The 18,478-nt window shown below is 73.4% G+C and carries 20 protein-coding genes; 4 read left to right on the top strand and 16 right to left on the bottom strand.

What is annotated here, in order from left to right; all coding sequences use genetic code 11:
• Positions 1–90: 90 nt before the first annotated feature.
• Together ACF3NH_RS19485 and ACF3NH_RS19480 are read left to right on the top strand one after the other, a co-directional pair.
• The gene (locus ACF3NH_RS19485; protein ID WP_422925241.1) at positions 91–1,116 is read left to right on the top strand and encodes a glycosyltransferase family 4 protein; all 1,026 of its coding nucleotides are present in this window, start codon (positions 91–93) and stop codon (positions 1,114–1,116) included.
• 7 nt (positions 1,117–1,123) lie between these two features.
• The gene (locus ACF3NH_RS19480; protein ID WP_422925239.1) at positions 1,124–2,263 is read left to right on the top strand and encodes a polysialyltransferase family glycosyltransferase; all 1,140 of its coding nucleotides are present in this window, start codon (positions 1,124–1,126) and stop codon (positions 2,261–2,263) included.
• A 17-nt stretch (positions 2,264–2,280) separates the two neighbouring features.
• Here ACF3NH_RS19480 and ACF3NH_RS19475 read toward each other — a convergent pair whose 3' ends face one another.
• The 10 genes from ACF3NH_RS19475 to ACF3NH_RS19430 form a co-directional block, all read right to left on the bottom strand.
• Positions 2,281–3,051 carry a hypothetical protein gene (locus ACF3NH_RS19475; protein ID WP_198366646.1) on the bottom strand — a complete coding sequence of 257 codons (771 nt, stop codon included), beginning with the start codon at positions 3,049–3,051 and terminating at the stop codon, positions 2,281–2,283.
• A 180-nt stretch (positions 3,052–3,231) separates the two neighbouring features.
• Positions 3,232–4,200 (bottom strand): CobW family GTP-binding protein, encoded by a 969-nt coding sequence (locus tag ACF3NH_RS19470; RefSeq protein ID WP_422925237.1) that lies wholly within the window; start codon positions 4,198–4,200, stop codon positions 3,232–3,234.
• Positions 4,197–5,798, bottom strand: a complete 1,602-nt coding sequence (locus tag ACF3NH_RS19465; protein ID WP_198366644.1) for an amidohydrolase family protein — start codon at positions 5,796–5,798, stop codon at positions 4,197–4,199. The genes ACF3NH_RS19470 and ACF3NH_RS19465 overlap by 4 nt, the downstream gene beginning before the upstream one ends.
• Before the next feature lie 23 nt (positions 5,799–5,821).
• A complete protein-coding gene (locus ACF3NH_RS19460; protein ID WP_198366643.1) occupies positions 5,822–6,649 on the bottom strand; it encodes an ABC transporter permease in 828 nt (275 codons plus the stop codon).
• A gap of 3 nt (positions 6,650–6,652) precedes the next feature.
• Complete coding sequence (locus ACF3NH_RS19455) at positions 6,653–7,690, bottom strand: extracellular solute-binding protein (RefSeq protein WP_422925234.1); 1,038 nt, start codon at positions 7,688–7,690, stop codon at positions 6,653–6,655.
• A gap of 66 nt (positions 7,691–7,756) precedes the next feature.
• The gene (locus ACF3NH_RS19450; protein ID WP_422925232.1) at positions 7,757–8,806 is read right to left on the bottom strand and encodes an ABC transporter ATP-binding protein; all 1,050 of its coding nucleotides are present in this window, start codon (positions 8,804–8,806) and stop codon (positions 7,757–7,759) included.
• 29 nt (positions 8,807–8,835) lie between these two features.
• Positions 8,836–9,645 (bottom strand): ABC transporter permease, encoded by an 810-nt coding sequence (locus tag ACF3NH_RS19445; protein ID WP_198366640.1) that lies wholly within the window; start codon positions 9,643–9,645, stop codon positions 8,836–8,838.
• Between the two features lie 180 nt (positions 9,646–9,825).
• Positions 9,826–10,839, bottom strand: a complete 1,014-nt coding sequence (locus tag ACF3NH_RS19440; RefSeq protein ID WP_422925229.1) for an amino acid ABC transporter substrate-binding protein — start codon at positions 10,837–10,839, stop codon at positions 9,826–9,828.
• A gap of 34 nt (positions 10,840–10,873) precedes the next feature.
• A complete protein-coding gene (locus tag ACF3NH_RS19435; protein ID WP_198366639.1) occupies positions 10,874–12,235 on the bottom strand; it encodes an aspartate aminotransferase family protein in 1,362 nt (453 codons plus the stop codon).
• Positions 12,232–13,089 (bottom strand): MurR/RpiR family transcriptional regulator, encoded by an 858-nt coding sequence (locus tag ACF3NH_RS19430; protein WP_422925227.1) that lies wholly within the window; start codon positions 13,087–13,089, stop codon positions 12,232–12,234. The genes ACF3NH_RS19435 and ACF3NH_RS19430 overlap by 4 nt, the downstream gene beginning before the upstream one ends.
• Positions 13,090–13,162: 73 nt before the next feature.
• Between ACF3NH_RS19430 and ACF3NH_RS19425 the strand changes: the two genes are divergently transcribed.
• Together ACF3NH_RS19425 and ACF3NH_RS19420 are read left to right on the top strand one after the other, a co-directional pair.
• Entirely contained in the window at positions 13,163–13,798 is a 636-nt protein-coding gene (locus tag ACF3NH_RS19425) for an aspartate/glutamate racemase family protein (protein WP_422925225.1), read from the top strand.
• 110 nt (positions 13,799–13,908) lie between these two features.
• Positions 13,909–14,919: an NAD-dependent epimerase/dehydratase family protein gene (locus ACF3NH_RS19420; RefSeq protein ID WP_422925223.1), complete on the top strand. Its 1,011-nt coding sequence runs from the start codon at positions 13,909–13,911 to the stop codon at positions 14,917–14,919.
• A gap of 5 nt (positions 14,920–14,924) precedes the next feature.
• Here the strand turns inward: ACF3NH_RS19420 and ACF3NH_RS19415 are convergent, their stop codons facing one another.
• From ACF3NH_RS19415 to ACF3NH_RS19390, 6 genes are read right to left on the bottom strand one after another with little or no spacing between them, the layout of a single operon-like run.
• Complete coding sequence (locus ACF3NH_RS19415; RefSeq protein WP_422925221.1) at positions 14,925–15,398, bottom strand: hypothetical protein; 474 nt, start codon at positions 15,396–15,398, stop codon at positions 14,925–14,927.
• Positions 15,395–15,949 (bottom strand): type II secretion system protein GspM, encoded by a 555-nt coding sequence (gene gspM / locus ACF3NH_RS19410; RefSeq protein ID WP_422925219.1) that lies wholly within the window; start codon positions 15,947–15,949, stop codon positions 15,395–15,397. Before gspM ends, ACF3NH_RS19415 begins: the two co-directional genes overlap by 4 nt.
• Positions 15,946–17,043: a PilN domain-containing protein gene (locus ACF3NH_RS19405; RefSeq protein ID WP_422925217.1), complete on the bottom strand. Its 1,098-nt coding sequence runs from the start codon at positions 17,041–17,043 to the stop codon at positions 15,946–15,948. The genes gspM and ACF3NH_RS19405 overlap by 4 nt, the downstream gene beginning before the upstream one ends.
• Positions 17,040–17,663 (bottom strand): hypothetical protein, encoded by a 624-nt coding sequence (locus ACF3NH_RS19400; RefSeq protein ID WP_422925215.1) that lies wholly within the window; start codon positions 17,661–17,663, stop codon positions 17,040–17,042. The genes ACF3NH_RS19405 and ACF3NH_RS19400 overlap by 4 nt, the downstream gene beginning before the upstream one ends.
• The gene (locus ACF3NH_RS19395) at positions 17,660–18,046 is read right to left on the bottom strand and encodes a type II secretion system protein (protein ID WP_422925213.1); all 387 of its coding nucleotides are present in this window, start codon (positions 18,044–18,046) and stop codon (positions 17,660–17,662) included. The genes ACF3NH_RS19400 and ACF3NH_RS19395 overlap by 4 nt, the downstream gene beginning before the upstream one ends.
• On the bottom strand, positions 18,027–18,473 hold the full coding sequence (locus tag ACF3NH_RS19390) for a GspH/FimT family pseudopilin (RefSeq protein ID WP_422925211.1): 447 nt from the start codon (positions 18,471–18,473) through the stop codon (positions 18,027–18,029). Before ACF3NH_RS19390 ends, ACF3NH_RS19395 begins: the two co-directional genes overlap by 20 nt.
• Between the last annotated feature and the right edge of the window lie 5 nt (positions 18,474–18,478).

The following is an 18,478-nucleotide window of genomic DNA, read 5'->3' as shown; positions in this document are numbered from 1 at the left end:
GCGGCGTGGGGTTGTGACACTTCCTTAAGCTTCTAGTCCGTTCTAGGGTGCGGCGTCCATCTCCGCCAGCCAGGGACCGCCGCCCGACCCATGCGCCTCGCCCTGATCATGAGCCATGCCGACCGGTCGATGACCGGCGCCCTTCGGGAGCTGCATTTCCTGTCCCGCCTGCGTGGCATGGGTGTGGAAGCGGCCGCCTTCCGCATCCATGGCGGCCGCGCGATCGAACGGGAGAGCTTCCTGGACGGCGCGGTGGACACCATCTTCTGCCCGGAGGACCTGCCGGCCCCACCGATCCCGCATCGCAAGACCTCGGCGGCGATGCTGGAGACCCTGCGCGGCTTCGCACCCGACCTGCTGATCTTCAAGGGCCTGAGCTACGACATCAACGCCTTCCTCCTGCACGGGCTGGGGGCGGGGCAGCGGTACGGCTTCATCGTCGGCGGCAGCATCCGTGACCGCGTGCTGGACGGCGCGGAGTTCGTCTTCGGCGAATACGAGGAGCAGCTGGAGCGGCACTTCCCGGCCTTCGCCGCGCGGGGCCGGGGCTACGTCATGCCGAAGTACATCGACCTCGAGGCGACCCGCCCGGAGCCCGCCGCGCCGCTGCACGACATCGTCAATGTCGGCAACTTCCGCGAGGCGCGGAAGAACCAGGCGATGCTGCTGCCGCTCACGCGCGATTGGCGTGTCGCCCTGGTCGGCGGCGGCAGCCCGTCCGAGGCGCTGCGCCAGGGCGCCCTCTCTCCCGGCCATCTCAGCCTTCCCGGCCAACTGTCCCATGCGCAGCTGTTCCCCCTGCTGAAGCGCTGCCGCCTGATGGTGCACTGCTCCACCATGGATGGCCTGCCACGCGCCATGGTCGAGGGCATGGCCTGCGGCCTGCCCGTGATCGCCTGCCGCGACACGGTCTATGGCGGGCTGACCGACGGGACGGAGGGCCTGCTGGTCGAGCGGGAGGCCCTGCTGCCCGCGGTGGAGGCGCTGCTGCGCGACGAGCCGCGGCGCCGCCGCATGGGCGAGAGCGCGCGGGCCCTGGTCGAGCGCCGGCATGGCCCGCCCGCCATCGGCGCCGCCGCCGAGCGCTTCATGGCGGCCCTGGCGGCCAGGGCCTGAGGCGCGCATGGCCTCCCCCCTCCGGCGCATCCCCCTCCGGCGCATCATCGTCACCGGGGACTTCCTGCGGCCCGTGGAGAAGGGCTTCAGGCCCTCGCAGACGGAGAACATCCGCTGGCTCTACCGGCTGCTGCGCCGGCATCTCGGCGAGGCCAGCCGACTGCCGGTCGACTGCCTGAGCTGGGATGACGGCCTCGATGCCGCCGCCTTCTACGCCTGGTTCGGGGCCGAGCCCAGCGCGGCGGGCTGGGCCGGCTTCTTCGATGCCGGAACCGTGCCGGCCGCCGTGCTGGAGACCTGTGAGGCCACCTTCGGCGATGCCATCGTGGTCGGCTTCGAACTGGCGGAATGGTTCAAGCGGACCCTGTCGCATCTCGACATCCCCTATGTCGACCTCAACATCCATCCGGTCCGCTTCCTGCCGGACGTCTTCTTCGCCGTGCAGACCAATGACGCGGAGGTCTTCGCCGCGCTGTTGTCGCACCACACCGACCCCGAGGCCTTCCATGGCTGGGCCGACCTGGTCTCGGCCACGGCGCTGAAGCTGCGGCCCGACCTCGCGCTGGAGGCGCCCGCCCTGCTGGTGGGGCAGACCAGCCTGGACCGCTCGCTGGTCGATGGCGGCCGGGTCGTCAATCTCGAGGACCATGCCGGGGCGGTGCGCGCCCTGCTGCGGCGGGACGGCTGCGTCGCCTTCAAGCCGCACCCCTACAACAGCGGCGATTTCGGCCTCTTCCGCACCGGCATCCCCTTCCGGCAGGTGCGGATGGTGCGGGCCAATGCCTATGCTCTGCTGGCGCATCCGGGCCTGCGGGAGGTGGTGGGGGTGAGTTCGAGCCTGCTGGTCGAGGCGCCCTATTTCGATACCGCCGCGCGCATCCTTCACCGCTCGCCCTTCGACCTGGCGGGCGGCCGCGGCGCCGCGCGGCCCGGCCAGCATCTGAGCCTGGTGGACGGCCTGCTGGAGACCGATGTCTGGCGGAGCATCCTGGCCCCCCTCCTGCCCGTCACCCGGCCGGATGGCTGGCGCTTCCGCCTGCCGGCCAACAGCCTGCGTCTCTCCCTGCGTAATTTCTGGGGATTCAATGAGTTGAGCACCGATTTTCTGGTGCAGCTTTACCAGGGCGGCCAGGCCAGGGCCGGCTGAGGGAGCGCCGCGCCCTCTTAGCCGGCGCGCCGCTCCAGGGTCAGGCCCACGAAACCCGGACCCAGGGCGCGGGAGTCGGATGGCGTCTCGCCCTCCGCGGCGGCCATGTGGTGCCGGGGTGCCATCAGCACCAGGGAAAGGCTGCCGGTGCCGCCATCCTCGGGCAGGTCGAACTCCGCGGCCAACCGCGGCGCGCGGTCCGTGGACCCCTCCTGCAGCCGGAGGTCCAGCGGTTGGCCATTGGCCAGCAGCGTCGCCGCCTCCAGGTCGAAGGTGGCTTGGAAAGGCATGGAGAGGTGCAGACCCAGGCGCAGGGCGCCCCCGCCGAGCGTCGGGACCAGAAGCGTGCTGTAGGGACCGTGCCGGCCGCCCCACCGCCAGGCGCCGCGGCTCGAGCGCTCCGCTTCATACCAGCCGGCGCCGTTGAAGGCGGCATCGTCGGCGGCGAGGTCGAAGCGGTCCGGCGGCAGCCCGGCCGGCCGGCCGCGCGAGCCGGGAATATAGCGCAGGGGATCCAGCCGGATGGCCGCCTCCCGCCCGCGTTGCGCGGCCTCCACCGCCTGGCGCGCCGCTTCCACCTCGGCGCCAAGCCGCGCCATTTCCTGCACGAGGAGATCCAGCGCCCCGCGCATGGCCGGATCGAGCCGCGCCAGCGCCGGCGCCAACCGGCCATCCAGGGCCTCGGCCCTGAGCCGCTGGGCCGCGCCCGCCACCAGGCGGTCCGCCTCGCCCAACCGTGTCAGATCCAGGCCGGACAGCAAAGCATCCTCGGTCATCGTGCCGGTCAAGCGAGCCTCTCCGTTCAGGCGATGATGCCGAGGCTAACACACGCCAGACGCAGGAGACAGCCTTCGGCAACCCGCGCGGGTGGACATGCGCTGTTATGCCACCATCCAAGGCCAGCGTCGTCCCGCCATGGGAGAGATGCCGCAAATCCAATGGATTGAAGAGGGAGGCCGATCGGGCTTTCAGAAGCAGGCCAGACCGCGTGCCGAGGGTTGCTGCCACTCCACGAGCGTCTCCGGCGCCATGCTCCGCAGCTCGGCCAGCGTCAGGTCCCGCAGGATGACCACCAGCGCCTCCTCGCGCCCGATGGCGCCCGGCAAGGGGGCCAGGGGGCTGTAGACGGTCCCCACCCCCTGCACCAGCAGCGGCGGGCCGGAGGGGGGATGCAGCAGCCCCTTCACCCGGAGAAGGCGGTCGCCGCAGAAGGCCGCCAGATCCTCCAGCCAGTCGAGTCGCTCCTCCCAGCTCGCCGCCGGGGTGAAGCGCGCCAGGGCCAGGGTGATGCGGGGATGCGGCGCCGCCTCGGGCAGGCCGGCCACGGGGGCTGCGCCCGGCGTGGACAGGAAGGTGGTGCGCGCCCGGGCGGCACCGTCCGCCTCCGCCACCACCGGCGCCAGGGGATTGACCGCCCGCAGCGCCGCGATGGCGGGTTCGGGCGCCGCGCGGTCCAGCTTGCTGAGCACCAGCGTGCCGGCGGCGGCCACCTGTGCCGACCATTCCTCGAAATGCTCCGCCTGGCGCGGCGCCAGCACCGCGTCGCACAGCGTCACGACACGCACCTGCAGCCCCAGCGCCGCCAGCGGCATCAGCGATCGCAGGATCGGACCCGGCTTCGACAGGCCGCTGCATTCCAGCACGATGCGGCGGAACGGCGGCCCACCGTCCCGCTCGCGCGCCGCGACCAGCTCGCGGATGGTGAAGACCAGGTCGCTGGTCAACGTGCAGCAGACGCAGCCATTGGCCAGCATGGCCATGGGCAGCGTGCCGGACTCCGCGATGATGGCGCCGTCGATGTCGATCTCGCCCGCCTCGTTGACGATGACGGCGGTGTCCTCCGCCTCCGGCAGGGCCAGCCAGTCCAGCAGCAGCGAGGTCTTGCCGCTGCCGAGGAAGCCCGACAGCAGCACGAACTCGGTCGTGCCCCTGGTCACAGGGGAGCGCCCGCCGCTTCCTTCTCCTTCTCGGCCGCCACCATGCCGCGCAGGTCGGCCAGCAGCTCGGCCACGTCGAAGACCAGCCCGGCGCGGATGGTGTGGCGCAGGGCGCGGCGCCATTCCGGCCGGCCGGTCGCATCGTTCAGCCGCAGCGCGCCGGTGCCGTAGAGCAGCTTCCAGTCGTCCAGCGGGTTCTCGTCCAGCACCAGGAGATCGGCCGCCTTGCCGACCTCGATGCTGCCGGTCTCCTGGTCGATGCCGAGCAGCTCGGCGCCCTGGATGGTGGCGGAGCGCAAAACCTCCAGCGCATTGAAGCCGGCCTCCTGCAGCAGCTCCAGCTCGCGGATGTAGCCGAAACCGAAGGTCTGGAAGATGAAGCCGGAATCGCTGCCGGTGCAGACCCGGCCGCCGCGGTTCTTGTAGGCGTTGAGGAAGGCCATCCAGAGGCGGTAGTGGTGCTTCCACTCCACCTCGTTGGTGACCGACCAGCGGTACCAGTAGGCGCCATGCCCGCCCCGCGCCGGCTGGAAGTAGCGCCACATGCTGGGCCAGGTGTAGTCGTCATGCCAGTCGGCGCGCCGGAACCGCATCAGGTCGCGGTTGGCGTCGTAGATCGTCATGGTGGGGACGAAGGTGAAGCCGATCTCCAGGAAGCGGTCGAGCACCGCGTTCCACTTCGCGCTGCCCGGCTCGGCCGCCTGCAGGAAGGTCTGGCCGGCGGCGGAGAAGCGGAAGTACTCGTCATTGTAGTTGTAGCCGGTGGGGTAGCTCTGCACCACGCGGTCGTCATAGAGCGCCTCGGGCAGGCCGTAATAGTGCTCGGCGCTGGTCAGGCCCCATTCGGCGGTCGTCAGCGCGTTCATCCGCGTCACCGCCTGCTGCGCGTGGTGGCAGCCGGAGCGCAGGCCGAGCCTGGCGCATTCGTCGAGCGCCGCCTTCATGATGGCGGGCGGCGCGCCGAAGAACTTCACGCCATCCGCGCCGCGCTCCTTCGCCCGGCGCAGCCAGGCCCTGCCCTCCTCCGGCGTGTGGATGGTCTTGAGCATGTCGTTGACGGCGGGGAAATAGGGGTGCGCCAGGATGCGCGGCGCGGCGATGGCGTTCTCCGCCGAGGCCTGCCGCTGCTGCGCCACCCAGCCGAGGCCGCTGAAGCAACCCATCTCGCGCACCGTGGTCACGCCATGCGCCAGCCAGAGCTTATAGACATAGTCGGCCGAGGCGACCGAGCCGTGCAGCGCGTGATAGGGCACGCCGATATGGGTGTGGCAGTCGATCAGCCCGGGCGTCACGAACTTGCCGTGGCAGTCGATCTCATGCTCGCCGGGGGCCGGGCGGCGCGCCGGGTCGATCGGCTTGCCCGGCGTGCCCACGGCCTGGATGGCGGCGATGCGCCCCTGCTCGATGACGAGGTCGACCGGTCCCCAGGGCGGCGCCCCGGTGCCGTCGATCACCGTGGCGCCGCGCAGCACCAGCCGGCGGAACGGCCCCACGCCCCGGTCGCGCCCCTCCGCCGCCGGCACCGGCGGCATGCCCCGCGCGGCGTTGCGGGCGGTCATCTCCTCGCCGACCTCGGGCTTGTCCTGGTCTGTGGCCATGGCGGGTCCTCCGTTCCTCTCCGTCAGCGACGGTACTTGCGACCGATCAGGGCACTGCCGAGCACGGTCAGCACCAGGGTCACGGTGAGCAGGATGAAAGCGAGCGCGGCGCCGAAGGGCCAGTTGTTGCCGCGCACGAACTGATCGTACACGGCGGGCGCCATCATCTTGAACTGCGGGCCGCCCAGCAGCACCGCGCTGGCATAGGTGTTCATGCAGAGGATGAAGACCAGGACGCAACCCGCCATCACCCCCGGCAGCGCCAGCGGCAGCAGCACGCGGCGGAACACCGTCATCGGCCGCCCGCCCAGGTTGGCGGCCGCCTCCTCCGTCTGGCGCGGGATGCCCTCGATCACGGCGGCGAGCGTCAGGATCATGTAGGGCAGCACCACGGCGACGATGCCGACCACGACGGAGCCGGTGTTGTAGAGCAGCGGCAGCGGCGCCGAGATCAGGCCGAGCCCGATCAGCGCCGCGTTGATCGCGCCCTCATTGCCGAGCAGCGCCATCCAGCCCGCCGCGCGCACCACATTGCCCACCAGCAGCGGAAAGAGCGTGACGATGGTGGCCAGGCTCTTCCAGCGGCTCTCCATGCGCGCCAGCCAGTAGGCCGCCGGGAAGCCCATGACCAGCGTCACCAGGGTACAGCCGAGGGCGATGCCGAGCGTGGTCAGCAGCACCTGCTGGTAATACGGGTCCTGGACGGCCTGGAGATAGTTCTGCGCCGTCGTCGCCTCCACCATCAGCTCGGTCGGGCTGAAGCGGTTGAGCGAGATGCGGAACAGCAGCAGCATCGGCGCCACCAGCAACAGCACCACCAGCAGCCCGGCGGGGAGGACGAGCGCGGCCATGGCTCAGCCCTTGAACTGCTTGTTCCAGAAGTCGAGGATCCCGGCGTGGTTCTTCAGCAGATAGTCGTAGTCCGGCGCGCGCAGCCGCTGCTGCTCCGCCTCGCTCAGGCCGATCTGCTGCATGATCTCGGGCGGCAGCGCAGCGTCGGTCACGGTCGGCAGGTAGCCCATGCGGTCGGCGAAGGCGGTCTGGGCCCTGGCGTCGAGCGAGGCGTCGAGCCAGGTGTAGGCATTCTCCTTGTTGCGGGCGTTCTTCGGCACGCCGCACTCGAAGACGATGGCATAGGCACCCTCCTGCGGCACCACATGCTTCACCGGGATGCCGGCCTTCTGCCACATGAAGCCGCGGGCCAGCCACATCGGCGTCATCCAGATCTCCTCCGACTTGAGCGCGGCGGCCACCGCCTCGTTGGAGGGATAGACCTTGGCATCGAGCCCGCGCAGGTCCATCAGCGACTTCTTCGCCGGTTCGTAGTTGTCGAAGGCGCCGCCGGCCGCCATGGCGGCGGCGAAGGTGTTGGTGCTGTAGAGGATGTCGGAGAAGCCGACACGGCCGCGGTACTTCGGGTCCAGCATGGCGGCGAAGCCCTCGGGCTTCGGCATCTTGTCCGGATTGTAGAGCAACACAAGGGCCGAATAGATATGCGGCACGGCATAGGGCTTGCGCAGCGCCGGGATGATGGCGCCGTTGCGGCTGAGCTTCGCGGTGTCGATCGTGTCGAAGACGTTCTGCTGGCCGATCATGTGCATGTCGGTATCGGACAGGCAGGCCACGTCATAGGTGCCGCGCCGTGCCTGCCGCTCGGCCAGCAGCTTGGTCTTGCGCGGATCGGCGTTGGCGATGTCCTGCAGCACCTCGATGTCCTTGGGCCGCATCAGCGGCGCATCGATGTTCTGACGCAGCAGCTCGCCATAATCGCCGCCCCAGGTGCCGACGACGACCTGCCCGCCTTGCGCGCGGGCCCGGCCGGGCAGGCCGGCGGTGATCGAGGCGAGGGCGGCGGCGCTGCCGGCGAGCGCCGCGCGGCGGGTGATGGTCATGGGCGCGTCTCCTGTCTCTCGGAATGCGATGGGCGGCGGTTCAGGCGAAGGTTGCAGACGGTGGCTTCAGGCGGCGGCGGGCAGCAGCCGGGCGGCCGAGGCCTCCCAGACGAGGGTCACGGCGTCGCCCGGGGCCAGCCGCCGCAGCGGATCGGCGGCGGCGGGGGTGGCGCCGATCACCACCAGCCGCGTGGCGCCGAAGTCCACATGGTACTCCGTCTGCGCGCCAAGGTAAGTGAGAGCCGCGAGCCGCGCCGGACCCTCGCCGCCGGCCCGCAGCGCGATGCGCTCGGGCCGCAGCGCCAGGATGGCCTCGCCCGCCTCGCCGCCGGCCTGGCAGAGCAGAAGGTCGCCCGCACGGGTGCGGAAGCGGCCCGGCGCCTCGACCCGCCCCTCCAGCAGGTTGCAGCGCCCGACGAAGCCGGCGACGAAGGGATCGGCCGGGTCCTCGTAGAGCTGCTCGGCGGTGCCGACCTGCCGCACCCGCCCCTTCTCCATCACCACCAGCCGGTCCGCCATGGTCAGCGCCTCCTCCTGGTCATGGGTGACGATCAGCGTGGTCAGGCCGAGGCGCTGCTGCAGGGCGCGGATCTCCATCCGCACCTCGCCGCGCAGCTTGGCGTCGAGATTGGAGAGTGGCTCGTCGAGCAGGAAGACGGCCGGGTTGACCACCAGCGCGCGGGCCAGCGCCACGCGCTGCTGCTGCCCGCCGGAGAGCTGGCGCGGCAGGCGGTCGGCCAGGTGGTCGAGCTGCACGAGGCGCAGCGCCTCCATCACCCGCGCATCCCGCTCGGCGCGGCCGACCTTGCGCATCTCCAGCCCGAAGGCGACGTTCTGCGCCACGCTCATATGCGGGAAGAGGGCGTAGGACTGGAAGACCATGCCGGTGTCGCGCGCATAGGGCGGCATGCGCGTGACATCCCTGCCGCCGATCAGCACCCTGCCCTCGCTCGGGGTGATGAAGCCGGCGACCATGCGCAGCGTCGTCGTCTTGCCGCAGCCCGAGGGGCCGAGCAGCGCCACCATCTCGCCTTGCCGCACGTCGAGATCGACGCGCTCCACCGCGGTGGAGGCGCCATACCGCTTGACCAGCGCCTCCAGCACCAGACTTCCCATTCAGACTCCTCCAGCGGCTCGGCGGCGCATCAGACCACGCGCGACAGCTTGACGAAACGATCGGTGACCAGCATCAGCACCGCCACCAGCAGGATCTGCACCGTGGCCACGGCGGCCAGCGTCGGATCGACGCGGAATTCCAGGTAGCTCAGCATGGCGACCGGCAGGGTGGTGCGCCCAGGCCCCACCAGCAGCAGCGTCAGCTCCAGGTTCTCGAAGCTCTGGATGAAGGAGAACAGCGCCGCGGCGACGATGCCGGGCCGCATCATCGGCAGCGTGACGCGGCGGAAGACGGTGAGCGGCCGCGCGCCGAGATTGGCCGCCGCCTCCTCGGCCGAGACGTCGAGCCCGGCGAGGCTCGCCGAGACCAGGCGCACCGTCCAGGGGATGGTCAGCAGCACATGCGCCGCGACCAGCCCCTGCAGCGTCGCGGTGATGTCGCGATCGATCCAGAACTCCGCGCGCAGGTAGAACATGTAGAGGGCGGTACCCGCGACCACGCCCGGCACGGCGAGCGGGCCGAGCAGCAGGGTGTTCAGCGCCGCCTTGCCACGGATGCGGCTGCGCTGCAGGGCGAGGGCGGCGGCGGTGCCGAGCGGCACGCCGATCAGCGTGGCCAGGAGCGCGACCTGGAAGCTGGTGGCGAAGCCGCGGGCGAACTCCTGCCGCGCCCAGGCATTGACGTACCATTCCAGCGTGAAGCCGGCGGGCGGGAAGCTCACGATCTCCTGCCGGAAGACACTGATCACCATGACCATGACAACCGGCGCCAGGATCACCGCATAGGTGACGGCGATGCTGCCGTGCAGCAGCCAACGGCGGGTGTCGGCAGGTCTCATCGGCGATCCTTCCTTCGTCGCGGCCTCATCCCACGGCGTCCCTATGGGCGATGGCGCCGTTCGGCAACCCCTGTCGCCGCGCCCTCCACAGGCCCCGAGGCCATGACGATGCCGCCCGGAATCGGCGGCGGGGCCGGACGCCCCCGCCCGGCCCCGCCCCATCCCGGACCCGTGCCGGACTTACCGGAAGGGGATGGCGTACATCAAGCCGCCCTTGCTCCACAAGCCGTTCAGCCCGCGCTCCAGCTTGAGCTGGCCGCTTTTCCCGACATTGCGCTCGAAGATCTCGCCGTAGTTGCCGACCGCCTTGACGGCGTTCAGCATCCAGCGGTTGTCCAGACCGAGCCGGCTGCCGAACTCGCCGGATGTGCCGAGCAGGCGCTGCGCCACGGGATTGGCGCCCTTGACCTGCTCCTCCGCATTGGCCTGGGTGATGCCGGCCTCCTCCGCCTCGACCAGCCCGTGATGCAGCCAGGCGACGATCTTCGACCACTGCGCGTCACCGTTGCGGGTGAAGGGGCCGAGCGGTTCCTTCGAGATGGTCTCGGCGAGCACCACGTAGTCCTGCGGATTGGGCGCCACGCTGACCGCGCCGGCGAGCGCCGAGGCGTCCTGCGTCATGGCGTCGCAGCGGCCGGCGAAGAAGGCCTGGTACATGGTGTCCGGCCGCTCGAAGACGACGGGCTGGAACTTCAGGCCATGGGCGCGGGCATGGTCGCCCAGCGTCACCTCATGCGTGGTGCCCTGCGCCACGCAGATGGTGGCGCCGTCCAGCTCCGCCACCTTGCTGACACCCAGCTCGCGCTTCACCGCGAAGCCCTGGCCGTCATGGAAGTTCACCGGCCCCATCTGCAGCCCGATCGAGGCATCGCGCAGGAAGGTCTGGGTGGAGTTGCGCATCAGCACATCCACCTCGCCCGATTGCAGGGCGGTGAAGCGGTTCTGCGCCGTCAGCCCGACGAAGCGGACCTTCGTGGCGTCGCCCAGCACGGCGGCGGCCAGCGCGCGGCAGTAATCGGTGTCGAGGCCGCGATAGACGCCCTGGCTGTCCGGCATGGAGAAGCCAGGAAAGCCGGTGCTGACACCGCAGATCAGCTGGCCGCGCTGCTTCACCGTGTCCAGCGTCTGCGCCATGGCGGGCGCGGTGGTGGCGGCGAGGGCGAGGCCGGCCGCGAGGAGAAGGGGCTTCATCATGCCGTGTGTGTCTCTCTTTCGGGAAGGTGCGGGATCAGGCGGGCAGGCCGCGCAGCGCGGCGTCCACGGCCTCGCCCAGCCGCTCGACGATCAACTCGATCTCGGCCGGGGTGACAATGTAGGGCGGCGCCAGCATCACATGGTCGCCGCCGCGGCCATCCACCGTGCCGCCGCCGGGGTAGCAGGCGAGGCCGCGGGCGAAGGCCTCCCGCTTGATCCGGGCATGGAGCTGCAGGGACGGGTCGAAGGGCGCGCGGCGGGCACGGTCGGCCACCAGCTCGACGGCGCGGAACAGGCCACGCCCGCGGATCTCGCCGAGATGCGCGTGGTTGCCGAGGCGCTCGGTCAGCCGCTGCTCCAGCAGCGCGCCCATGGCGCGGACCCTCTCCAGAAGCCCCTCCTCCCGGATCACCGTCTGCACCTCCAGGGCGGCGGCGCAGGCAATGGCATGGGCCAGGTAGGTGTGCCCGTGCTGGAAGGCGCCGGAACCCCGCTCGACGGCCTCCGCGATGCGACCCTGCAACAGCACCGCGCCGATCGGCTGATAGCCGCCGCCCAGTCCCTTGGCGATGGCCTGGATGTCCGGCGCCACGCCCTCCTGCTCCCAGGCGTGCAGCGTGCCGGTGCGGCCCATGCCGCACATCACCTCGTCCAGGATCAGCAGCGCGCCGTGCCGGTCGCAGATCTCGCGCACGGCGCGGAAATAGCCTTCCGGCGCGGGGACGCAGCCGGCCGTGGCGCCCACCACCGGCTCGGCGATGAAGGCCGCGACATTCTGCGGGCCGAGGCGCTGGAACTCCGCCTCCAGCTCGGCGGCGAGGCGCGCGGTGAAGCCCGTCTCGTCCTCCTCCGGCCGCTGCTCGTGATAGGCGAAGGCGGGCGCGACATGGCTGAAGGCCGGCGAGAGCAGCGGGGCATAGGGCGCCCGGCGCCAGGCGTTGCCGCCGGCCGAGAGCGCGCCCAGCGTGTTGCCGTGATAGCTCTGCCGCCGGGCGATGTAGCGCGTCCGCTCCGGCTGGCCGATCTCGAGGAAGTACTGCCGCGCCAGCTTGATGGCGGCCTCCACCGCCTCCGAGCCGCCGGCGACGAAATAGGCCTGTGCCAGGCCGCCCGGCTCGTGGCCGACCAGCTCCTCCGCCAGCGCCTCGGCCGGCGCGTTGGTGAAGAAGCCGGTATGGGCGTAGCAGAGCCGGTCCGCCTGCCGCTTGATCGCCTCGACGATGCGCGGGTGCTGATGCCCCAGGCAGGAGACGGCGGCGCCGCCCGAGGCGTCGAGGATCTCGCGCCCGCCGGCCTCGACCAGCCAGGCGCCATGGCCGCCCACCGCCATCGGCGGCGTGGCGCGGGAGGAGCGGTGCAGCACACGGCTGCGGCGGGCGGCGGGTTCGGCGTTCATGACGAGAGGTCCTGCTCGGGGGTATAGGCGGCGATGGCGGCCAGCCGCGCCTCGGTCTCGCGCAGGCGGACCAGGGACGCCTCGCCACCCAGGGCGAAGCAGGCGGCGGCGAGCGCCTGGGCCAGCGCCAGCGCGCCGGTCAGGCTGGGAAAGAAGCCGGGCGAGGTGGCGGCATCGAAGCGCAGCAGATGGGCGGCGCCCTCGGCCATCGCCGCATGCGGCCGGTCGGCCAGGGCGATGGTGGTGCAGCCGCCCTCCCGCGCCGCGCGGGCGGCCAGGACGATGGCCCGCGAATAGGGCGCGAAGCTGATCAGCACCGCCGCGTCGCCGGGGCGCAGCGCGCCGAGGTCGAGATCCTCCGGACCGGCACCGCCGATCAGCCGCACGCTGTCGGGGCGGAACAGCCGGAGCTGGTAGTGCAGCAGCTGCGCCACGCCGCGACAGGAGCGGAAGCCCGCGATCCAGATCCGCGGCGCCTCGTGCAGGGCCCGCGCCGCCGCGGCCACCGGCGCCGGATCGAGGCGCGCCAGGGCCTCGGCATCGGCCGCCAGCATGGCGGCGGGGAGATCCCCGCCCGGGTTCCGCCGCGCCCGCGCCGAATAAGGCGCGCCGCCTGCGCCACGGCGGGCCTCGATCAGCGCCTCACGCAGGGCCTCCCATCCGGTATAGCCCAGGGCCTGGGCCAGACGAGTGAAGGTGGCGGGAGGGGCGCCGGCGGCGGCGGCGAGATCGCGCATGGAGCGCGTGGCGGCGTCGAAGTCGTGCTGCGCGACGTAGCGCCCGGCCGCCCGCAGGCGGGGCGGCAGCCCCGGCAGGGCCTGGCGCAGCAGGTCGATCGGCGAGGTCTCGCGCATGAAACATCTGTTGCATTACTCCATGGTGAATGCAACATCCGTTTCCGAACGCCGACGCCGAGGAGACCCCCCGATGCGCATCGCCCTGATCCACGCCCTGCGCCATTCGCCGCCGCCGATCGAGGCCGCCTTCGCGCGGCTCTGGCCGGAGGCGAGGCTGATGAACCTCCTCGACGACAGCCTCTCCGCCGATCTGGCCCGCGACGGCACCCTGACGCCCGCCATGACCGGCCGCTTTCTCGCCCTCGCCCGCTATGCGCTCGGCACCGGCGCCGACGGCATCCTCTTCACCTGCTCGGCCTTCGGCCCCTGCATCGAGGCGGTGCAGCGGGAGTTTCCCCGAATTCCCGTGCTGAAGCCGAACGAGGCGATGATCGAGGAGGCCGCCGCCGCCGGCGGACGCATCGGGCTCCTGGCCAGCTTCGCCCCGACCCTCGCCTCCATGCCGCCGGAGTTCCCCGCCGGCCTCGCCCTGCGGCCACGCCTGGCGGAGGGCGCCCTGGCGGCGCTGGACCGGGGCGACGCGGCGGAGCACGACCGGCTGGCCGGCGAGGCGGCCCGCGATCTCGCCGGCTGCGATGTCATCGCCCTGGCCCAGTTCAGCCTGGCCTCGGCCGCGCCCCGGGTGGCCGAGATCACCGGCCGGCCGGTGCTGACCACCCCGGAGAGCGCGGTGCGCAAGTTGCGCCGGCTGCTCGGCGCCGGCTGAAGGGGGCGAGCCCGCTCCTCGCCATGGTTGCCCCCACCCTCCCCGGCGCGCATCATTCCCGCGCCGCGCCGGCGCATCGCGCACCGGGGGCTCACCGGATATCCGACAGCATGCCCGCCCGTCGCCCCGGCCTCCGCGTCGTCATCCTCGGTGGCAGCGGCTTCGTCGGCCTCAATATCGCCGAGGCCCTGCTGCGGCGGGGCCATGACGTCCTCTGCATCGACCGCGCACCCCTCCCCGCCGCCGCCAGCCTGGCCTTCCGCGCCCTGCCGGGCCGCCTCGAGACGGCGATCGCCGATGTGACCGAGCCGGCGCTCCTGCGGGCCATGCTCCCGCCCGGGGCCGATGCGCTGGTGGCGGGGGCGGCGATCACCCCCGGCCCGGCCCGCGAGGCCCGCGACCCGGAATCCCTCCTGGCGGTCAATCTTGGCGCCATGCCGGGCATCCTGCGCGCCGCCCGGGCGGCCGGCTTGCGCCGCGTCATCCATCTCAGCTCCGCCGCCGCCTATGGCGCCGCGCCGGAACGGGCGGTCCTGAGCGAGACGGACCCGGCGCGCCCGCAACGCATCTACGGCATTACCAAACTGGCCAGCGAATGGGCGGGCGAGCGGCTGGCGGAGCTCTGGGACCTCGATTTCCTCAGCCTGCGCCTGAGCACCGTCTTCGGTCCCTGGGAATATGCCACGGGCCTGCGCGACACGATGAGCCCCCCCTACCAGATCCTGCGGGCCGCGGCGCGCGGCGAGGCGGCGCTGCTGCCGCGCGTGGGCCTGCGCGACTGGCTCTACGCGCCGGATGCGGCGAGGGCCGTCTGCCACCTGCTGGAAGCGGGCACGGCGCGGCACAGCCTCTACAACCTCACCTTCCCCGGCCGCTGGTCGCTGCTCGAATGGGGCGAGGCCGTGGCGCGATTGCGTGGCCAGGGCTTCGCCTGCCGCCTGGCGGCCCCCGGCGAGGCGCCGAATATCGACCTCTACGCCGTCTCCGACCGTGCGCCGCTCGACCCCGCCCGCCTGCGCGAGGAGTTCGGCTGGCAGGCCCGGCACGGCCTGCGGGAGTCCGCCCGGCACCTGGAAGCCTGGTGGCGGCGCCATGGCGGGGCGATGCTGGACGCGGCCTGAGCGCCTCAGTCCACCCGCCGCAGGCCCTCGGCGCCACTCAACCGCGCGCCCAGCGTCAGGCTGCGCGCGCCGCGCCGCAGCTCGACCTCCTCCCCGGTGATGCGGACGACCTCCCAGCCATCCGGTGCTTCGCCCACCGCGACGCGCAGGCTGCGGCCATCGGCGAGGCGCAGCAGGGCCAGGGCCCGCCCCTCGCGCAGCACCACGCCGAGCGCGGCGGCGGGCGCCTCCGGCTCCGGCTCGCTGGCCTCGGCGACCGGTGCCGCCACCTCCGGCGGGCGGCGGCCCGGGACGAAGAGCGGCCGCTCCACCTGCTCCGCCCAGGGGCCCGTCGGCGGCGGCGGCAGGGCGGGGATGACGAGAACCGCGCCCGCGGGAAGGACGGGCGCCGGCGGCGGGCCATCCTCCCCCCTCTCGGCGAGGCCCAGCCAGGCGAGGCCGCCCAGCGCCAGCAGCGGCAGGAGCAGGCGGATGCTCATCGCCGCGCCTCCCCGGCCCAGGGGCCGCGCAGCTCGAACTGGATCTCCAGCAGGCGGCGGCCGGCCGTGCCCATCGCCAGGGTCAGGCCCCGCACCTGCAGCGGCGCGCGGCCGCCCTCCAGCTCCGCGAGCAGGTCGCGCAGACCCTCCGCATCCGCCTGCAGGCGGCCCCGCAGCCCGATCATCCCATCGCCCGTCCGCTCCTCCGGCAACGTCTCCAGGCTGTGCACCGCGGCGCGGTGCCGTCGCGCCGCCTCGCGCAGCCGCCGCTGCCATTCGGCGCCGGCCAGGGCATGGCTGCCCGCCGCCGGAAGGTCGGCCACGCCCGACAGCGCCTGGCGCAGCGCCACGTTCTCGGCGCGCAGCGCCGGCTCGCGCGCCAGCAGGGCCAGGCCGCGGGCCCGGATCGTCTCGGCCGCCTCCAGCCGGGCCGCCTGCCCCGCCCGCGCCTCCAGCCAGGGCGCCAGCAGGAGACTCCAGAGCAGCAGCGGCGGCACGGCCAGCAGGGCGAGCGCGACCATCCGGCGCACGGCCGGGGAGAGCCCGGTCATGGCCGGCTCTCCGCCAGCCGCGCCGGCCCGGTGAGCGGGGCCTCGGCGGCCACGGCCCGCTCCGGCGCGACGAGCGTCAGCGCCACCTGGAAACGGTCCGCCGGGTCGCGCGGCCCGCGCGTCACCGGCGCGGCGAAGCGCGGGTTGCGGAAGCCGGGCGCCGCGTCGAGCTGCCCGAGCAGGGCATCGGAGCGGGCGGCGAAGCCGGTCAGCAGCAGCTGGTCGCCGGCCAGCCGGAACTCGGTCAGCCAGGCATCGTCCGGCAGCAGGGCCGCCACCTGCTCCAGCACGGCGACCGCCGCCGGCCGCCCGCCGCGCAGGGCCGCCGCCGCCGACAGGCGCTCGCGCAGGGCCTGGTTCCCGGCCTCCAGGGCCAGGATGCGCTCGGCGCCGCGCCGGGCCGCCACCGCCTCCGCCTCCGCCGCCAGGACGCGCTCCTCGCCCGCCCACAGGGCGGCGAGACCCAGATACAGCGCCAGCAACGGCACGGCGGCGGCGAGTCCCGCCTCGAGCGGCCCGCGCCAGCGCCGGGCGGGCGGCGCGAGCCCGTCCAGCGGGATGGCCGGCCAGGGCGCGGCCGGATCGCCGCGGGCCTCCAGCACGGCATGGGCGGCCCGCCCCCGCGCGGCCCGCGCGGCCTCCGCGATGGCGGCCCGCGGCAACACCGCCACCTCCACCTCGATCCGCTGCGCCTCGGCCAGGCGGCGCAGCACCCGCGCATCCCAAAGCACCTCCGCGGCGGCGAAGGGGACGTGCTGCTCGATCTCGAAGTCCAGCACCTCGCCCAGGCGGGCCTCGGCGGCCGCCGGCAAGGTCAGCACCCGGCGCAGGACCCAGGCCGGCGGCACCAGCAGGATCAGCCGGCGTGCCCGCCCCAGCGCGGCGGGGGCGCGGCCGGCCAGGGGCCCCAGCGGCTGCACGCGCCCGCCCTGCAGGCGGGCCAGCCCGGGCGCGGCGCCCCGCAGGTCCACCACCAGGCGCCGCCGGCGGCCGCGCCATCGCGGGGGCAGCATGTCCCGCAGCTCGGCGCCCCACCAGCGCAGGAAGGCCTCCGCCCCCCGCCGCGCCCGCCCCACCGTCTCGCGCAGGCTCATCCCCCGGCCTCCCGTCTGTGCGCCAGCCGCGGCGCCACCACCAGCGGCGTCCAGCGGCGCGCATCCTCCGCGGCGAAGTCGAGGTTCAGCTCGATCGCCATCGGCAGCACGGCCGCCTCCGACCACGTATCCCGCCAGAGCGCCGCCTCGCCCGGACGGGGCGCGCCGAAGTAGCGCAGGCGGAGCGCTTCGACGCCTTCGAGCAGGCGCCGCCCGGAACGGCCTTCCGGCCCCCCCTCCCCCGCCTCGCCACCCGGCAGGGCGCGCCAGGAGAGCAGCAGGGCGCCCTGCTCGTGCCGCAGGCCGAGCAGCGCCGGGCCGCCCAGGCCGAAACGCGGCGGCAGTTCGGCGACGAAGGCCAGGGCTTCCGGACGCCCCTCGAAGATCAGCGCCGCGGCGCCGCCGCTCCGGCCCTCTTCCGGGATGGGCAGGGCGGCCAGCAGCCGCAGCCGCAGCAGATCCTGCACCAGCCCAAGCTCGGTCCGGTCCGCCGCCGCCACCCGCCCGGCCCGCCCGACCAGCCCGAGGGCGCTCAGCGCCAGGCTCATCACCAGCCCGAGCAGCACCAGCCCGACCAGCGTCTCGACCAGCGTCAGGCCGGGAGCGGAGCACCGGATCATGGCGCCCCCCCGGCCGGGCCCGGGCGCAGCGTCTCCAGCACCACCGCCCCCACCGTGACGCGCACCGGATGGAGCGCCAGCCCGGGCGCGCCGGCCTCGCCCGGCCCTGTCTCGACGCGCCAGGGCCCCTCCGGCGCGCGCCCCTCCAGATGGCCGGGCCGGGCGGCGCCGGGCGGGGCATGGGCCTCCAGCAGCGACTGCGCCAGGGCCAGCGCGGCGAGATCCGCCTCGCGCCCCGCCTTGGCGCGCAGCGTGGCCGCCAGGGCCGGCAGAAGGGCGGCGAGCACGCCGCCGATCACCGCCAGCGCCACCAGGGCCTCCACCAGCGTGAAGCCGGGCGCCGTCCACCGCCGGCGCGGCGCGTCACTCGAAGAGGCGGACATGGCCGGTCATCCAGTCGACCTCCACCGCGGCCGTCATGCCACCGCGCGACAGCCGGACGCGGCCGCCGGTCGAGCCGCCCTCGGCATCGAACCGGATGGCGAGGCGCCCCGCCTCCCCAGCCTCCGCCAGCGGGGCCTCGACCGCCAGGGCCAGGCCGGGCGTGACGCCGAGGGCGGCGGCGCCCGGACGCTGGAGGCTGCCGCGCGCCGTGTCGAAGACCACCAGGGTCTCGCGCCCGCTCCGCCGCGCCTCGGCCCGTGCCTCGCGCAGCAGCGCCGCCGCCTGCCGGGCGGTGTCGCGCAGCAGCGCGCCCTGCCCGGCACCCCACAAGCGCGGCACGGCGCTGGCCGCCAGGCCCAGGATCAGCAGCACCACCATCGTCTCCACCAGGGTGAAGCCAGGCGCGGCGGGGGCGAGGCGGGGCATGGCGC

It is taken from the genome of Pseudoroseomonas sp. WGS1072, assembly GCF_049340465.1.
In the GTDB taxonomy this organism is placed as follows: domain Bacteria; phylum Pseudomonadota; class Alphaproteobacteria; order Acetobacterales; family Acetobacteraceae; genus Pseudoroseomonas.
The sequence above is the reverse complement of the archived record's forward strand: the minus strand, read 5'-3'. Positions and strand labels throughout refer to the sequence as shown.

Coding starts and splice junctions, on each gene's coding strand:
- ACF3NH_RS19420 (WP_422925223.1), top strand. CDS start 13,909: ATGCCCGCCCGTCGCCCCGGCCTCCGCGTCGTCATCCTCGGTGGCAGC.
- ACF3NH_RS19445 (WP_198366640.1), bottom strand. CDS start 9,645: ATGAGACCTGCCGACACCCGCCGTTGGCTGCTGCACGGCAGCATCGCC.
- ACF3NH_RS19400 (WP_422925215.1), bottom strand. CDS start 17,663: ATGATCCGGTGCTCCGCTCCCGGCCTGACGCTGGTCGAGACGCTGGTC.
- ACF3NH_RS19480 (WP_422925239.1), top strand. CDS start 1,124: ATGGCCTCCCCCCTCCGGCGCATCCCCCTCCGGCGCATCATCGTCACC.
- ACF3NH_RS19405 (WP_422925217.1), bottom strand. CDS start 17,043: ATGAGCCTGCGCGAGACGGTGGGGCGGGCGCGGCGGGGGGCGGAGGCC.
- ACF3NH_RS19415 (WP_422925221.1), bottom strand. CDS start 15,398: ATGAGCATCCGCCTGCTCCTGCCGCTGCTGGCGCTGGGCGGCCTCGCC.
- ACF3NH_RS19485 (WP_422925241.1), top strand. CDS start 91: ATGCGCCTCGCCCTGATCATGAGCCATGCCGACCGGTCGATGACCGGC.
- ACF3NH_RS19440 (WP_422925229.1), bottom strand. CDS start 10,839: ATGATGAAGCCCCTTCTCCTCGCGGCCGGCCTCGCCCTCGCCGCCACC.
- ACF3NH_RS19450 (WP_422925232.1), bottom strand. CDS start 8,806: ATGGGAAGTCTGGTGCTGGAGGCGCTGGTCAAGCGGTATGGCGCCTCC.
- ACF3NH_RS19390 (WP_422925211.1), bottom strand. CDS start 18,473: ATGCCCCGCCTCGCCCCCGCCGCGCCTGGCTTCACCCTGGTGGAGACG.
- ACF3NH_RS19455 (WP_422925234.1), bottom strand. CDS start 7,690: ATGACCATCACCCGCCGCGCGGCGCTCGCCGGCAGCGCCGCCGCCCTC.
- ACF3NH_RS19460 (WP_198366643.1), bottom strand. CDS start 6,649: ATGGCCGCGCTCGTCCTCCCCGCCGGGCTGCTGGTGGTGCTGTTGCTG.
- ACF3NH_RS19395 (WP_422925213.1), bottom strand. CDS start 18,046: ATGTCCGCCTCTTCGAGTGACGCGCCGCGCCGGCGGTGGACGGCGCCC.
- ACF3NH_RS19425 (WP_422925225.1), top strand. CDS start 13,163: ATGCGCATCGCCCTGATCCACGCCCTGCGCCATTCGCCGCCGCCGATC.
- gspM (WP_422925219.1), bottom strand. CDS start 15,949: ATGACCGGGCTCTCCCCGGCCGTGCGCCGGATGGTCGCGCTCGCCCTG.
- ACF3NH_RS19435 (WP_198366639.1), bottom strand. CDS start 12,235: ATGAACGCCGAACCCGCCGCCCGCCGCAGCCGTGTGCTGCACCGCTCC.
- ACF3NH_RS19430 (WP_422925227.1), bottom strand. CDS start 13,089: ATGCGCGAGACCTCGCCGATCGACCTGCTGCGCCAGGCCCTGCCGGGG.
- ACF3NH_RS19465 (WP_198366644.1), bottom strand. CDS start 5,798: ATGGCCACAGACCAGGACAAGCCCGAGGTCGGCGAGGAGATGACCGCC.